Consider the following 15269-nt stretch of genomic DNA (forward strand, 5'->3'; position numbering starts at 1 on the left):
GCGGGAACGTCGCCCCCATGGTTAATTGGGCTGCGGATGATGAATTAATGCAGAACCGCATTCAGCGCCAGTACGCCCAGCAACCCCATGACAGAAATCAATGTTTCCATAACGGTCCAGGTGCGTAGGGTTTCCCCGACGCTAAGATTAAAATACCCTTTAAACAGCCAAAAACCGGGATCGTTAACATGTGATGCAATAACGCTTCCTGCGCCTGTCGCCAGTACCATTAACGCCGGATCGGCGTGGGTTACGTTAATAATCGGCAATACGACGCCCGCTGTGGTTATCGCGGCCACGGTCGCGGAACCTAACGCAATACGCAGCACGGCGGCTACCGTCCAGCACATTAATAACGGAGATAGCGAGGTGCCGGTCATTAATTGCGAGATATATTGGCCCACGCCGCTATCCACCAGCACTTGCTTAAACGCGCCGCCGCCCGCGATGATAAAAACAATCATCGCAATAGCGCCAATGGACTCGCCGACGATATCCATCACCTGCTCAACCGTACGTCCGTTGCGTCGGCCCAGCGTAAAAATGGCGATGATAATGGCAATAAACAACGCCACTGCTGGATTACCAATAAATTCGAAGAAAACCCGCACGGCATTCGTTTTTGGCAGCGTGATTTCACATACCGCTGCGATGGCCATCAGAATGACCGGGATCACGGCGGCAAAAATACTGTTCCAGAATGACGGCATCTCCTCTTCACTGAATAGGTGAGGATTAAATAATCCTTCAGGCGGCGCTTTCTCAAAGCGCGCCAGCAATTTTGAAAACAGAGGGCCGGCAACAATCACGGTCGGTATGGTAATGATTAACCCATACAGCAGGGTCGTACCGAGATTTGCCTCAAAAATTGTCGCAATAGCGGTAGGGCCGGGATGCGGCGGCAGGAAGCAGTGCGTAACGGATAAGGCGGCGACCATTGGAACCCCGACATACAGCAAGGGCAGTCCCGATGAGGCCACAATCGTAAAAACGAGCGGCAACAGCAGTACGAATCCGACTTCAAAAAACATTGCCAGGCCGACGATAAGCCCGGTGATCACCAGCGCCCATTGCACGCGTTTTTTGCCGAACGTATTAATGAGCGTCGTCGCAATGCGCTGCGCGGCGCCGGTATCGGAAATTAATCTTCCCAGCATCGCGCCAAAACCGAGGATCATGGCGAGTCCGCCCAGAGTACCGCCAATTCCGTTTTGTATGGAGTGCAGGACGTCTTGCGCGCCCATCCCTTCGGCAAAACCCACCACGGCGGCAACCAGAACAAGGGCGATAAAGCCGTTAACTTTAAAGCCAATCATTAAGACCAACAGCAGCGCAACGCCTGCCGCAATAATTATTAATGGCATATTCGTCTCTCTTATTAGCGCCAAAATAGCAGCGCTTACGCGCTGCATCGTATTTCCCTGGTCAGACGGCAACCAGCATACCGCCATCGACAAACAGCAGATGTCCGTTAACAAAGTCGGAGGCTTTTGACGAGAGAAACACCGCTGCGCCAATAAGCTCCTGGGGATCGCCCCAGCGTGCGGCAGGCGTACGTTTGCATAGCCAGGAGGTGAAGGCTTCATCTTCAACCAGCGCTTTGGTCATCTCCGTTTTGAAGTATCCCGGCGCAATACCGTTGACCTGGATATTATGACGCGCCAGCTCCACGCACATGCCGCGAGTCAGCATCTTCACGGCACCCTTCGACGCGGCGTATGGCGTAATCGTGTCGCGGCCCAGCTCGCTTTGCATCGAACAGATGTTGATCACTTTTCCTGCCTGACGCGCCACCATACGGCGCGTAACGGCCTGAGAAACGAGAAAAACCGCGGTCTGATTTACGGCGATGACGTCATTCCACTCCTGCTCGGGAAACTCAGTAAACGGATGACGGCGCTGGATACCGGCGTTATTTATCAGGACGTCAATGACGCCGATATCTTTTTCGATATGTTCAACCGCAGCTTCAATATCCTGTTTATGGGTGACATTAAAAGGAGCGGTAATAGCCTTTATCCCTTCCTGCTGAAGTTTCGTCACGGCTGTTTCGGCGCGCTCCGGAGTAATATCGTTAACAATAATGCGCGCGCCATAGCGACCAAGGCCGGTCGCCAGCAAATAACCAATTCCCTGAGCGGCTCCGGTGATAAGGATATTTTTACCTGCCAGTGAAAAAAGATCGTTCATGATAGTGTCCCTTATTTTACTTTCTCAGAAAACGAGCTGAACTTTTGCCGCCTGTGTTTTGTCTCCGGCAAAGATCAGCGCCGGTTCCAGGTCGGTAAATGGATATTCCGCGCTCAGTAACGGCAGCGGATCGATAACGCGGTTGGCAAGCCAGGAAACCGCAGTATTAAATTCGGTCGTAAAGCGGAAAGAGCCTTTCAGGGAGATCTCTTTGCTTATTAACATCATCATCGGGAAGTTGGGTACTGCGCCGCCCATGCCAACCTGCACCATCACGCCTTTGGCCCGTGTGACTTCCAGACACGTTGAGATAGAGGAAGGATGCCCAGAGACTTCAAAACTGATATCGAAATACCCTTTTTCTGCTTTCCAGCCATCGAGAGAATCATGCTGTGGGTTCACCAGCGTATCCGCGCCCATCTGCCGGGCCAGCGAGAGAGAACGGGCGCTGATATCGGCACATACCACTTCCGCCGCGCCCAGCGTTTTTACCGCGCTAACAATCAGGCAGCCGATAGGGCCAACGCCGGAGATAAAGACGCGTTTGCCTTGCAGATCGCCCGCCTCATGAGCCGCATGAATGGCAACCGCCAGCGGTTCGGCAAAGGCCATGGCTTTTTCGTCTGCCTGTTCCGGCCAGGGAATGCACTGAACGGTATCGACAGCTTTAAATCGGGTAAAACCGCCATCGACATGCGGAAAATACATGGCGCTGCCAAAGAAACGCATTTCAGTACAGTGGTTTTCTTCATGCTGCAGACAGTATTTGCAATGACCGCAAGGCTTCGATGGATTAATCGCTACCGGTTGTCCTTCACGTAATAAATCTGAGTCGCTATGAACAATTTTGCCAATCACTTCATGACCTAAAATCATTGGCGCTTTTACTGTAAAATTGCCGACTTTGCCTTCCTGATAATAATGTAAGTCAGACCCACAAATGCCGCCACGGGTAATTTGTACGAGTGTTCCTTTCTTATTCCATTCAATATTTTGTTCCGTAACGGCAACAGCACGCTTACCCGCAACAACGCAGGATTGAGTTTTTACTTCCATAAATTCCTCACTGGTCAGGTAGTTACCCTGAACGCATTTAAGCGGTTTTATTTGTCATTATTTGTGACTTATGTCACGCTGGAAAATTGTTACACTACAATGTTACGCATAACGTGATGTGCCTTAGAGTTCTTCTCTATGGAAATTAAAAAACGTGAAATTGTCGAACGTAGAGGCGTAATATTGTGGAGTGGAATATGACTCAGAGGTATTTAAATGGCCGGGGAAAGCTATATTTTAATGGGTGTTTCAGGTAGTGGTAAGTCTTTAATAGGCAGCAAAATTGCAACATTATTTTCTGCGAAGTTTATTGACGGCGATGATCTCCATCCGGCGAAAAACATTGATAAAATGTCTAAGGGAATACCGTTAACTGATGAAGACCGTTTACCCTGGCTGGAACGATTAAATGACGCTTCATACAGTCTTTATAAAAAAAATGAGACGGGATTTATTGTCTGCTCGTCATTAAAAAAACAGTACCGCGATATTTTACGTAAGAGTAGCCCTAACGTACATTTCCTGTGGCTGGACGGCGATTACGCCACCATTCTGCAGCGAATGCAGCGTCGTGCCGGGCATTTTATGCCGCCAGACCTGCTGCAAAGTCAGTTTGATGCGCTGGAGCGACCCTGTGCCGATGAACATGATATTGCGCGTATCGATGTTAATCATGACATCGAGCACGTGACGGAGCAGTGCCGACTGGCTGTACAGGCTTTTCGTCAGGCACTCAGCGCTTCCTGATCATTGTTAAAGCGCTGAGTCAGGCGGTCAGAAGTCAGCTTTTAGCACTACACGATAGCGGGCTTTGCCGTCGCGAACGTGCTGAATAGCTTCGTTGATTTGTGACATTGCGAACAGTTCCGTGGTGGGTGCGACTTTGCTGCGTCCGGCGAATTTCATCAGTTTGCGAAGCTCATATGGCGTTCCGGTTGCCGAGCCTGAGATACTGCGATCGCCGGCAATCAATGTAAACGCCGGTACGGGCAGCGGCTTCAATACCGCCCCAACGGTATGGAAGTTGCCGCCATAGGTCAGCGCTTCGAAGTAGGGTTGCCAGTCGAGATCGACGTTAACCGTGTTAATAATGAGATCGAACTGACCCGCCAGTGCTTTTAACGCTTCCGGATCGCGGCTGTTCACCACGTTATTGGCACCCATCGCCAGCACTTCCTGCTCCTTCGATGGATTTGAGCTGAACGCGGTGACTTCGCAGCCCATCGCGTGTAACAGCTTTATGGCGATATGCCCCAGCCCGCCAATACCGATGACGCCAACGCGGCTGGTAGCAGTAATATGGTGCATCAATAGCGGTTTAAAGACCGTAATGCCGCCACATAACAGCGGGCCTGCGGACGCCATATCTATATTCTCCGGAAGAGGAATTACCCACTGCCAGCCTGCGCGAAGCTTCTCGGCAAAACCGCCACGATTGAGGATAGTGGGCACTGCGCCTTCCAGGCAGTTAATTTGATTGCCGCTGATACAGGCATCGCAGTGTCCGCAGCTGCGCGCCGTCCAGCCGATTCCAACGCGCTGGCCGACTTTTAGTCCCTTATCCTGTGCCGCGCTGCCGAGTGCGGCCACCCGACCAATGACCTCATGTCCGGCAACCAGAGGGTATTGAGAGAACCCCCATTCATTGTCGATCATCGACAGATCGGAATGGCAGATCCCGCAGTAGTCGACCCGTACCTCGACATCTTCCGGTTGGAGTTCTCCCGCGTCATATTCATAGAGTTCGAGCTCGCCACCCGCCTCTTTGGCGGCATAGCTTTTTATTATCGTCATTGTGCTTCCCTTAATGTGGTGTTGAACTGAAAAGTGTAGAGTATGGAGGCGAAGGACGCCTGGCGTTAATCTGCTGGAGAAGGCGGGAAGTAGCCTGATTATTCTATTTAATACTCAACGCTGCTGAAATTTTCAGCACTTAGCGATACAGGTGTATGCTCGTGCTTGCATGGCGGCGTATGACAGGTATAATCCACAACGTTTTCCGCATACCTCTTCAGTGCCGAAGTGGCGAAATCGGTAGACGCAGTTGATTCAAAATCAACCGTAGAAATACGTGCCGGTTCGAGTCCGGCCTTCGGCACCAAAAGCATGTAAATGGACCTCAATTGAGGTCTTTTTTTATGTCTGAAATCCGCGCTATACAAGGCTTTCCACGATTTTTCCTTCAACTGAAGTAATCTAACTCAACCCACATCAACAAGCTTGTGAGTATGCTAATGAGTATATTTTCCGATTCTATATTGCTTGTATACTCACGAGATACCAATCGAAGGAGGTCCATCATGGCCCTAACGGATACTAAAGTTCGTTCTGCGAAACCTGAGGATAAAGAGTATTCACTTGTTGACGGTGACGGCATGTCCTTACTTGTAAAACCTAAATAGCTGCGCCAAATAGTAGATCACTTTGATGGAACTCAGCCCGGATTGTGCGATCTGATCAATCGCCAAACATCACAAATCACCAACCGGACTGAGCGATGCCGATCATAGCACCAATTCCCCGTGACGAACGACGCCTGATGCAGAAAGCTATCCATAAAACGCACGATAAAAATTATTCCCGCAGGCTGACTGCCATGCTGATGCTGCACCGGGGCGATCGCGTCAGCGACGTTGCCAGAACGCTCTGCTGTGCCCGTTCCTCCGTCGGTCGCTGGATTAACTGGTTCACGTTGTCGGGTATTGAAGGTCTGAAATCATTACCTGCCGGGCGTACCCGTCGCTCGCCGTTTGAGCATATCTACACGCTGTTACGTGAGCTGGTAAAACACTCTCCCGGTGATTTTGGCTACCAGCGTTCCCGCTGGAGTACAGAACTTCTGGCAATAAAAATCAATGAGATAACCGGTTGCCAGTTACATGCCGGAACCGTTCGCCGCTGGTTGCCGTCTGCGGGGCTTGTGTGGCGAAGGGCCGCGCCAACTCTGCGTATCCGTGACCCGCATAAAGATGAAAAGATGTCTATTCGCTACTTCCAGAAGGGCAGCGGACATATCACGTTCAAGCGTCTGGATCTGGTGGAGAAGATGAATGATATCGTGGCGAAACACTATCCGGGGATGTTGCCTGCGAAATAAGATGTGATGTTTTTATAGGCACCGCTATGCTAATCTTAATAGTAGTTATTAAGTGTTATTAAATGAGGTGATCCCTATGGTTTCTTCTGCTAAACAGACCATCAGCGCGCAGATTCCAGTTGAGTTGGCTCTTGCCGTTGAGAATCTGGCTGTAGAGCTGGATCGTTCAAAGAGCTGGGTCATAAAGGAAGCATTACTCTCCATGCTGGCAGAAAGAGAGCTACGTCACCAGAGCATCCAGGCCGGTCTTGCCGATGTGGATGCCGGTCGTGTGGTGAGTCATTCGGACATGGTGGATTTCGCTAACCGTTTAAAGGAAACCTGACAGGCAAAGATATTGCTATCCGAGATAGTCGCCTCTCATTGCCATTTGCTTAAATACTCCCCATACTAGATACATGTGTTTATTACACGTGTAATTTCAGGAGGCTCTATGTCGGGTATGAGTGTACGACATAAAAAAACAGTCAGTGTCACGCTGGAACCTGCATTGCTTCAGCAAGCCCGTGATGCAGGTATTAATCTGTCTGCGGTGCTTACCGCCGCGCTGAAAGAGGAAATCAGTGCCACAGGCGTTGAACGCTGGAAAGCAGAAAATAGAGCGGGTTTGCAGGAGCTCAATCGTATTACTGATGAGCACGGCCTTTTATCGGACGATTACAGGACGTTTTAACCATGCAATACATGGTTTATCGCAATAAAGGAAACAGCAAGGCTTATCCTTATTTACTTGATGTGCAAAGCGATATTATTGATGAACTGCATACTCGCATGGTTATCCCATTGTTTCCTGTGAGCAGGTTGGTAAATAACCCAGTTAAGCGCCTCACGCCCACTCTGAATGTGGAAGGTAATGACTATCTGGTGATGGCTCACGAAATGGCGAGTATCAGGCTTTCGCAGATTGGTGATGAGGTGATGGACGTTCGTTCCCACAGGCAAACCATCAAAAATGCTCTCGATTTTATCTTTGACGGGTTCTGAATGGCTTGCAGGTCAAATGGAGAGTTGTTCACCGTTCTGAAAGGGACTTGACGCGCTTGAGCCTGTGGAAGAAGATGAGGCGGGATTTTAAGTTAGCTGCGTTTTCAGAGAATCGCGCGTGAGTATATATAGCGGTTATCTTGTTTTGTAATATTATTTATTTCAATAGGTTACGTCGAGGATCGCGGTCCGGCCTTCGCACCAAAAGATGCAAATCAAAGTCGCTTAAGGGCGGCTTTTTTTGTGTCCATTTCCGTCCAAATTCGTCCATATCTTTCTGTAATTAAAAGATAATTTATTTTTGATGAATAACTATATTTATTTTGTGATTTTCCCGTGTTGGTCGTTTTTCATCCATTAACATCCACGCGATCTGAGGCAAAAAGGGCAAACCCGGTTCGATAGAGGGGGGACCCCAAATGGCGCTTACAGATCTCGCAATCCGGCATGTCAGGCCGCCTGGCAAGGCATACAGGCTCTTTGACTGCCACGGTCTTTACATTCAGGTGAACTCCAGCGGATCCAAGCTGTGGTATCTGAAATTTCGCTTTGGAAACAAAGAGAGCCGTATGGCATTAGGCCCTTATCCGCTTATTTCTCTTGCACTGGCAAGGGAGAAGCAAGCGGATATAAGACGGCTTATTTTAGAAGGCGTTAATCCGGCGGAAAAACGCAGAGAGGAAAAGCAGGGTGGAGAGCCTCTTTATACGCTTGAGTCCGTAGCGCGCGAATGGGTCTCCAGTAACATAAACTGGTCGGCGGAACATTCGACAGCGTTATTTTCTGAGCTTACAGGTTCCAATATTGCACTGAACGCTGTCCCGTCGGGCTCACGGGCTTCTGGAGCGTGCTGTGCAGCCGGTAATCCTCTGCTGGTTCAGTTATAACGCTTTTATGTGACATGCAGCATGATATGGTCGTTTTCTGAACTCCGTATAACCTGAGTATTTGTATTGAAGCGTGAACAAAACATTGCAGCCAGCCTTTCAACGTGGACAATAGTTATCCATACGGTGATTTTATATTCGATAAATCAATGGGTTTCATTGAAACATAGGACTGGTAATGGATGACAATGCTTTAGGGTTTGCCTCGTACTGGCGCAATTCACTGGCAGATGCTGAGTCAGGAAAGGGCAGTTTTGAACGCAAAGATGCCAAAAATTTCACTCACTGGCATGGGATAGTGGCGGGACGTCTTGACGAAACGATCGTCGGTAAATTTTTTGAGGGAGAAAAAGACGACGTCGAAACAGTCGATGTCATCTTGCGGCCAAAGGTTTATTTCCGGTTACTGCAGCGTGGAAAGGACCATTCCGCTGGTGCGCCTGATATTGTTACCCCGATAGTGACGCCAGCCCTGTTGAGCCGTGAAGGTTTTTTATATCCGACGCCAGCGACCTCCATTCCCAGAGACCTGCTTGAACCTTTGCCAAAAGGAGCATTTTCAATTGGTGAGATTGGGCAGTATGATAAATATAAAACGACACATACCTCATTCTCTATCAACTTTGATGACAGTGTTGATAAGACCGCCGAAACAGATGAAGAACGAGAAGCACGATATGCAGCCTGGCAGCAGGATTGGCGTCAATATCTGGATGATTCAGAGAAGCTACTGAAGAACGTTGTCGGCGACTGGATTAAAAATCCCGAGCAATATGAACTCGCTGAGCACGGTTATATTGTTAAAACGGCGCAATCTGGCGGCGCCAGTTTCCATATCCTTTCACTTTATGATCACCTGCTTGTTTGCAAAAAGGATGTGCCGCTCTTCAATCGTTTCGCCTCGCGGGAAGTTCATGCTGCAGAGTCATTACTTCCTCCGGAAGCAAAATTCAGCGACAGACTTGGACACGCCGGGGATAAGTTTCCGCTGGCAAAGGCTCAGCGCGATGCCTTAAGCCATTTTCTGGATGCGAGGCATGGCGATATCCTTGCCGTCAATGGTCCCCCGGGAACCGGAAAAACCACGCTGGTGCTTTCTATCATCGCCACGCAGTGGGCCCGAGCGGCTCTCGAAAAAGCGGAGCCTCCGGTTATTATCGCGACTTCAACGAATAACCAGGCTGTAACGAACATTATCGAGGCGTTCGGGAAAGATTTTTCCCAGGGCACTGGTGTAATGGCCGGACGATGGTTGCCAGAGCTGAAAAGCTTCGGCGCTTATTTTCCCTCAAGCACTCGTAAAGCCGAGGCCGCCAAAAAATATCAAACTGAAGATTTCTTCAACCAGGTTGAATCAAAAGAGTATGTAGAGGATGCACAGCTGTTTTATCTGGAGAAAGCTAAGGCAGCCTTTCCTGAAAAAGAGTGTTCATCCCCTGAAAAGGTTATTGAACTCCTGCATGGTCAGTTGGCAGCAAAATCCGAACAACTGGTAAGGCTGAACACAACATGGCAAACGTTAAGCCAGGTTCGGGCAGCGCGTGAGCTTATTGCTAACGACATTAAGCAATATCTCGATAATTTAAATAAATTACTTGTCGGGCAAGAACAAAAAGTCACTCTACTAAAAAGTGCTAAAGCGGAATGGAAAAAATATCGGGCCAGTGAATCACTGATCTATTCATTATTTTCATGGCTTCCTGCAGTTCGCAGTAAGCGGCAGTACCAAATACAACTGTTTCTCGAAGATAAATTAGGTGCGCTGATTGCGGGAAATCAGTGGTCTGATCCTGAAACCATCGAACGTAATATCGATAGGTTACTTAATTCCGCCGAGCGCGAGCAAACAACCTACCGGCAGCAGATTGACTCCGCGCATGAAATCGTTCTTAAAGAACAGCAGGCGGCTCAGGAATGGCAGAGGCTGGCACTTGATTTAGGGCATGAGGGCGATGAAGAACTGAGCTTCTCACAGGCCGATGAACTGGCTGATACGCAGATTCGCTTCCCTGCATTCTTACTGACGACCCACTACTGGGAAGGTCGCTGGCTAATGGATATGGCGAAGATCGATGATCTGCAGAAAGAAAAGGGCAAGAAAGGTGCTAAAGGGGTAACAGCTCGCTGGCAACGCCGAATGAAACTTACCCCATGTGTGGTCATGACCTGCTATATGCTGCCCGGCAATATGCAGATAAGTGAACATAAAGGGCAGCGTAAATTCGAGAAAAGTTATTTATATGATTTTGCCGATTTACTCATTGTCGATGAAGCCGGGCAGGTGCTCCCTGAAGTGGCTGCTGCCTCGTTTACCTTAGCTAAAAAGGCATTAGTGATTGGTGATACGGAACAGATCCCACCAATATGGAGTATTACCCCCGCTATTGATATAGGTAACATGCTGGCGGAAAAAATTCTGTCAGGCAGTACGCAAGAAGAGATTACTGAGAAATATACGGCAATCGCAGAGCTTGGTAAAAGCGCCGCATCTGGCAGCGTCATGAAAATAGCGCAGTGTGCTTCACGCTATCAATATGATCCCGAACTGGCACGTGGCATGTACTTATATGAACACCGCCGGTGCTTCGATAATATTATTGGATACTGCAATACGCTTTGCTATCACGGTAAGTTGTTACCTAAAAGAGGGGGTGAAGAGAGCAATTTAATGCCCGCCATGGGTTATCTCCATATTGATGGTAAAGGAGAACTGGCAAGTAGCGGAAGCCGATATAATTTGCTGGAGGCTGAAACGATAGCGGCCTGGCTGACAGATAACCAGCAAAGTATTGAAGCGCATTACGGAAAATCGCTTCATGAAGTTGTCGGTATCGTGACGCCTTTTAGCGCGCAGGTATCGACCATCAAACAGGCGCTGGATAAACAAGGCATCAGCGCAGGCGCGAATGAAAAGTCGCTTACAGTAGGCACCGTGCATTCTCTTCAGGGCGCTGAAAGAGCGATTGTTATATTCTCGCCAGTCTATTCAAAGCATGAAGACGGCGCGTTTATTGATAGCGATAACAGCATGCTGAACGTTGCTGTCTCCCGAGCTAAGGACAGTTTCCTTGTCTTCGGCGATATGGACCTGTTTGAGATCCAGCCAGCCTCATCTCCGCGGGGATTACTGGCAAAATATCTCTTTGAGTCAGAGAAAAATGCACTCTTTTTTGACTATAAAGAACGTGAGGATTTAAAAACTGCCGAGACCAAAATCTACACACTCCATGGTGTGGAGCAGCATGATAATTTCCTGAATCAGACGTTTGAAAATACCGGTAAACACATCACGATAGTTTCTCCATGGCTAACCTGGCAAAAACTGGAGCAAACCGGTTTTCTTGATTCCATGATTGCGGCGTGTTCACGTGGTATTAACGTCACGGTAGTCACTGACAGAAGCTACAACACTGAACATAATGATTTTGAGAAGCGAAAAGAGAAGCAGCAGAACCTTAAAGCGGCGCTGGAGAAACTTAATGCGCTGGGTATTGCGACAAAACTGGTCAATCGTGTTCATAGCAAAATTGTTATTGGTGATGATGGTTTGCTGTGCGTGGGATCGTTCAACTGGTTTAGCGCGACACGTGAAGCGCGATATGAACGATACGATACATCGATGGTTTATTGCGGTGATAACCTGAAGGGCGAGATTGAGGCAATTTATAATAGCCTTGAGAGGCGTCAGGTTTAGGTCAGGAGTGTGATTAGCCATCTTATCGACTGTTTTCCAGCGTAAGATGGCTGTATTACCTGGTGTGATGCAGAAACTATATGATTTAGCAAACAATTATGTATACCTGATACTGTAAGATTCACTGCGCAGTTTGTATGTACGCCCCAGAACAATTGGCAACACTATTGGCTAGCTCTCATAATTAGTACGCTCTGTTGAACGCATATACTGATCAAATATCCAGAATAAATCGTTTAATCTGGGTCAAATGAGTGATATATTTTCACCCATAAACCCCGAGGAGGCATTATGTCTGAATTCGATTTATTTGCGCAGGAACTGCTAGAAAAAGCAGAAGCTGAAGAAAAACAACAACAAGAGCGCGACAGGAAGCTGATTGATCGGGTGCTTGAAATTTACGACCAGAAGTATGTCGCAGAACTACTAAGAAAAATAGGTAAAAATGAGTGGAGCCGCGAAACACTTAACCGTTGGGTAAATGGCAAGTGTGAGCCAAAATCGCTCACCATGGCTGAAGAAGCGCTGTTACGGAAAATGTTGCCGGAGCAACCCACTCATCATCCTGACTATGATTTCCGCTTTATTGACCTGTTTGCCGGTATTGGTGGTATCCGTAAAGGATTCGAGGCCATCGGCGGGCAATGCGTTTTTACCAGCGAATGGAATAAAGAAGCGGTACGTACCTACAAAGCAAACTGGTACAACGATGAAGATGCGCACACATTCAATCTGGATATCCGCGAAGTCACGCTAAGCGGAGAAGAAGGCATCTCAGAAGAGAAAGCCTACGCTCATATCGATCAACATATCCCGGATCATGACGTCCTGCTGGCCGGTTTTCCCTGCCAGCCATTCAGTCTGGCTGGAGTAAGTAAGAAAAACTCGCTCGGACGCGCACATGGATTCGAATGTGAAGCGCAGGGCACTCTGTTTTTCGATGTCGCCCGCATAATCAAGGCAAAGCAACCAGCCATTTTTGTGCTGGAAAACGTGAAAAACCTTAAGAGCCATGACAAAGGCAAAACGTTTAAAGTCATTATGGATACCCTTGACGAATTAGGCTATGAAGTCGCTGATGCCAATATCACAGGGAAAGATGATCCTAAAATTATTGATGGTAAAAATTTCCTGCCACAACATCGTGAGCGTATTGTTCTGGTCGGATTCCGCCGTGACCTTAATATCCATCGGGGATTCACATTAAAGAATATTGATAAATTCTACCCTGAGAAAAGACCAACATTTGGTCAGCTTCTGGACCCTGTGGTTGACAGTAAATATATCCTGAGCCCTAAGTTATGGGAATATCTCTATAACTATGCTAAAAAGCATGCTGCCAAAGGTAATGGATTCGGTTTTGGTCTGGTTGATCCGAATAATGAAAACAGCGTCGCGAGAACATTATCCGCTCGTTACCATAAAGATGGCTCTGAAATTCTCATCGACAGAGGATGGGATAAAGAACTCGGCGAAATCGATTTCTCTAATCCAGAGAATCAGGAACAAAGGCCAAGAAGACTGACGCCCCATGAATGCGCAAGATTAATGGGATTTGAACAACCCGGAGGCAAGCCATTTCGAATCCCCGTTTCCGATACCCAAGCCTATCGCCAGTTTGGGAACTCAGTGGTTGTTCCCGTTTTTGAAGCCGTGGCAAAACTGCTTCAGCCTTATATTATGAAAGTCGCTGCAAGCAAGGCGACCAAAAAATAATATAAACAGATCCCCCCGGAACTTATCCAGGGGGAAACAGAATCAAATTATTTCATCGGCATACAATGATTTAGTTTCATCGATAAATGTTTCTAACGAAATAAGATATTCCCGGATAGTTTTCGGGTACTTACCATGAAGGCTACTGGGCACAACCAACCTGACATTTTCCTGCTGCATCTCCTGAAATTGGGCAACAGAAACACCTTCCTGAAGGGTAAAGAGGTAAATGTCCTGAATTCTGTCTGCCTCATTTAATATCTGCCGCCAGCGATCTTTACAGGTCGTTTTTACCGCTAACATACGCAGCTTCTGCTCTGGAAAAGCTTCATCGTGATAAGCTTGCGCAGAGGGGAATAAAAAATCTGGTTTCTTATTTCCTTCCGTAATGGCCTGAGTCTCAAAAGTTTTCAGTCCATACTCATTAAAAAGCTGTTCAAGATGCAGCTCCAGTGATTTCCCGGCTCGTGATTTTCGTCTGTTGCTCACGGAATTCGCCAGTGCAATAAATTCATTTACTGAACCAAACCCAGACAGAACCATACCCAGAACGTGCATTTCTTCCACCAGCAGGAAAATTTCATATTCAACACGACGGCGCTCAATCAATTGCTTATCCGGGCCAACAACATTTGGGGAATAGTGAGCTGCTGCATACTCGATAATCTCCTTACCAGAAGGAAAATTTGTTCTCCACTCTTCCGGAAGACGATATCCACTGGAAACCGGTTCTTTTAAAGCCAGACCGCCCAGAATCTCATTTGCGGGACCATAGACTAACGATCCGGGAACAATTTCTCCGAGCGATGACTCAACAATATCTTCTTCTTCAGCGTCATGACACACCCAGATATCAACGCATTGACTATCTGCTCCCTGACGATGATCGAACGCCAATAAGGTCAGTGCCCCCGTGTTTTCAGGGTGTTGCAGAGGATTCTTTCCTCCTCCCCATCGGGTGATACGCTTTTCATTTCGGGTCTTACCAAAAAAACGTCCATTGTAATAAACGGCTCTGGCCTCACTGTCCGGGCAACTGTGCGAGGAGGTATGTGCATTCAGCGTCACGGACGGGTTAAGATCCCTTGTATGATTAATTGAAGGGAAAAGATGCTCAACAATGCCAGAAGGTATGTAAATGCCAACCTGATGCCCACCCGTCGCACCGGTATCGTTGGCTGACAGGCGCTTGATGAACATATAGGTGTCACTGGTTGACTTATCTAAAAGCCATGAATGTAGCCCCGACATCATCACTTCCTCGCTGTAAAAATATCGCTGATTTATACAGGGTTATCCTGCCACAGCTCTGCTTTTGTGGTAAGCGTACAGCGCGAACCGTCTGGTCATAATCTGATGTATCCGACAAAGTGGTGTCCACCAAATAAGTAGTGGGAACCAAAGTGTCAGATATGCAGAAAAATGTGACTCCCGGCAGGCGTAAGGGCTGCCCTAATTATTCTCCTGAGTTTAAGCAGCAGCTCGTTGCTGCCTCCTGCAAACCCGGAATATCCATCTCAAAACTGGCGCTTGAAAACGGCATCAACGCCAATTTGTTATTTAAATGGCGCCAGCAGTGGCGCGACGGAAAGCTACTGTTACCTTCCTCAGAGAGTCCTCAGCTACTTCCTGTGACTCTCGATGC

The 15269-nt window shown here is 48.0% G+C and carries 13 protein-coding genes, 1 tRNA gene and 2 pseudogenes; 11 read left to right on the forward strand and 5 right to left on the reverse strand.

From position 1 onward, the window contains the following. Positions 1-44: 44 nt before the first annotated feature. From idnT to idnD, 3 genes are all read right to left on the reverse strand, one after another. Positions 45-1364 (reverse strand): gnt-II system L-idonate transporter, encoded by a 1320-nt coding sequence (gene idnT, locus ACLD4K_RS06310; protein WP_001128356.1) that lies wholly within the window; start codon positions 1362-1364, stop codon positions 45-47. A gap of 61 nt (positions 1365-1425) precedes the next feature. After that, entirely contained in the window at positions 1426-2190 is a 765-nt protein-coding gene (gene idnO, locus ACLD4K_RS06315) for a gluconate 5-dehydrogenase (RefSeq protein WP_411011553.1), read from the reverse strand. A 24-nt stretch (positions 2191-2214) separates the two neighbouring features. Next, positions 2215-3246 carry an L-idonate 5-dehydrogenase gene (gene idnD, locus ACLD4K_RS06320; protein ID WP_411011554.1) on the reverse strand — a complete coding sequence of 344 codons (1032 nt, stop codon included), beginning with the start codon at positions 3244-3246 and terminating at the stop codon, positions 2215-2217. A 216-nt stretch (positions 3247-3462) separates the two neighbouring features. Between idnD and idnK the strand changes: the two genes are divergently transcribed. Further along, the gene (idnK, locus tag ACLD4K_RS06325; protein ID WP_411011555.1) at positions 3463-3993 is read left to right on the forward strand and encodes a gluconokinase; all 531 of its coding nucleotides are present in this window, start codon (positions 3463-3465) and stop codon (positions 3991-3993) included. Positions 3994-4020: 27 nt separating this feature from the next. On the opposite strand, the gene ACLD4K_RS06330 is transcribed toward idnK, so the two are convergent. Next, complete coding sequence (locus tag ACLD4K_RS06330) at positions 4021-5040, reverse strand: NAD(P)-dependent alcohol dehydrogenase (protein ID WP_000152557.1); 1020 nt, start codon at positions 5038-5040, stop codon at positions 4021-4023. A gap of 222 nt (positions 5041-5262) precedes the next feature. Between ACLD4K_RS06330 and ACLD4K_RS06335 the strand changes: the two genes are divergently transcribed. The 9 genes and pseudogenes from ACLD4K_RS06335 to ACLD4K_RS06375 all read left to right on the forward strand — a co-directional run bounded on the left by ACLD4K_RS06335 (position 5263) and on the right by ACLD4K_RS06375 (position 13624). Further along, a tRNA-Leu gene (locus tag ACLD4K_RS06335) sits at positions 5263-5347 on the forward strand. 199 nt (positions 5348-5546) lie between these two features. Then, positions 5547-5642: pseudogene (locus ACLD4K_RS06340) on the forward strand (integrase); the annotation flags it as partial. A gap of 101 nt (positions 5643-5743) precedes the next feature. Continuing rightward, positions 5744-6343: a DUF4942 domain-containing protein gene (locus tag ACLD4K_RS06345; protein ID WP_411011556.1), complete on the forward strand. Its 600-nt coding sequence runs from the start codon at positions 5744-5746 to the stop codon at positions 6341-6343. A gap of 76 nt (positions 6344-6419) precedes the next feature. After that, complete coding sequence (locus tag ACLD4K_RS06350; RefSeq protein ID WP_411011557.1) at positions 6420-6668, forward strand: CopG family ribbon-helix-helix protein; 249 nt, start codon at positions 6420-6422, stop codon at positions 6666-6668. A 108-nt stretch (positions 6669-6776) separates the two neighbouring features. Continuing rightward, entirely contained in the window at positions 6777-7016 is a 240-nt protein-coding gene (locus ACLD4K_RS06355; protein ID WP_000016244.1) for a type II toxin-antitoxin system CcdA family antitoxin, read from the forward strand. A 2-nt stretch (positions 7017-7018) separates the two neighbouring features. Next, positions 7019-7327 (forward strand): CcdB family protein, encoded by a 309-nt coding sequence (locus tag ACLD4K_RS06360; protein WP_411011558.1) that lies wholly within the window; start codon positions 7019-7021, stop codon positions 7325-7327. Between the two features lie 419 nt (positions 7328-7746). Then, positions 7747-8031, forward strand: a pseudogene (locus ACLD4K_RS06365) (Arm DNA-binding domain-containing protein); the annotation flags it as partial. A 361-nt stretch (positions 8032-8392) separates the two neighbouring features. Further along, positions 8393-11908 carry an AAA domain-containing protein gene (locus ACLD4K_RS06370; protein ID WP_411011559.1) on the forward strand — a complete coding sequence of 1172 codons (3516 nt, stop codon included), beginning with the start codon at positions 8393-8395 and terminating at the stop codon, positions 11906-11908. Positions 11909-12199: 291 nt separating this feature from the next. After that, a complete protein-coding gene (locus tag ACLD4K_RS06375; RefSeq protein WP_080160323.1) occupies positions 12200-13624 on the forward strand; it encodes a DNA cytosine methyltransferase in 1425 nt (474 codons plus the stop codon). 42 nt (positions 13625-13666) lie between these two features. Here ACLD4K_RS06375 and ACLD4K_RS06380 read toward each other — a convergent pair whose 3' ends face one another. Then, positions 13667-14875, reverse strand: coding sequence for a type II restriction endonuclease (locus tag ACLD4K_RS06380; protein WP_411011562.1), 1209 nt, complete (start codon positions 14873-14875; stop codon positions 13667-13669). A gap of 161 nt (positions 14876-15036) precedes the next feature. Between ACLD4K_RS06380 and ACLD4K_RS06385 the strand changes: the two genes are divergently transcribed. Then, positions 15037-15269: transposase (locus tag ACLD4K_RS06385; RefSeq protein ID WP_411011560.1), on the forward strand; the 233-nt coding region annotated here is incomplete at its 3' end.

Origin of the sequence: Salmonella sp. 741265055_HSA, from assembly GCF_046569525.1 — a bacterium.
GTDB classification, from domain to species: domain Bacteria; phylum Pseudomonadota; class Gammaproteobacteria; order Enterobacterales; family Enterobacteriaceae; genus Salmonella; species Salmonella enterica.

What these genes read in the sequence shown, in the direction of transcription:
- idnT (WP_001128356.1), bottom strand. Translation starts at nt 1,364, where the DNA reads ATGCCATTAATAATTATTGCGGCAGGCGTTGCGCTGCTGTTGGTCTTA.
- idnO (WP_411011553.1), bottom strand. Translation starts at nt 2,190, where the DNA reads ATGAACGATCTTTTTTCACTGGCAGGTAAAAATATCCTTATCACCGGA.
- idnD (WP_411011554.1), bottom strand. Translation starts at nt 3,246, where the DNA reads ATGGAAGTAAAAACTCAATCCTGCGTTGTTGCGGGTAAGCGTGCTGTT.
- idnK (WP_411011555.1), top strand. Translation starts at nt 3,463, where the DNA reads ATGGCCGGGGAAAGCTATATTTTAATGGGTGTTTCAGGTAGTGGTAAG.
- ACLD4K_RS06330 (WP_000152557.1), bottom strand. Translation starts at nt 5,040, where the DNA reads ATGACGATAATAAAAAGCTATGCCGCCAAAGAGGCGGGTGGCGAGCTC.
- ACLD4K_RS06345 (WP_411011556.1), top strand. Translation starts at nt 5,744, where the DNA reads ATGCCGATCATAGCACCAATTCCCCGTGACGAACGACGCCTGATGCAG.
- ACLD4K_RS06350 (WP_411011557.1), top strand. Translation starts at nt 6,420, where the DNA reads ATGGTTTCTTCTGCTAAACAGACCATCAGCGCGCAGATTCCAGTTGAG.
- ACLD4K_RS06355 (WP_000016244.1), top strand. Translation starts at nt 6,777, where the DNA reads ATGTCGGGTATGAGTGTACGACATAAAAAAACAGTCAGTGTCACGCTG.
- ACLD4K_RS06360 (WP_411011558.1), top strand. Translation starts at nt 7,019, where the DNA reads ATGCAATACATGGTTTATCGCAATAAAGGAAACAGCAAGGCTTATCCT.
- ACLD4K_RS06370 (WP_411011559.1), top strand. Translation starts at nt 8,393, where the DNA reads ATGGATGACAATGCTTTAGGGTTTGCCTCGTACTGGCGCAATTCACTG.
- ACLD4K_RS06375 (WP_080160323.1), top strand. Translation starts at nt 12,200, where the DNA reads ATGTCTGAATTCGATTTATTTGCGCAGGAACTGCTAGAAAAAGCAGAA.
- ACLD4K_RS06380 (WP_411011562.1), bottom strand. Translation starts at nt 14,875, where the DNA reads ATGTCGGGGCTACATTCATGGCTTTTAGATAAGTCAACCAGTGACACC.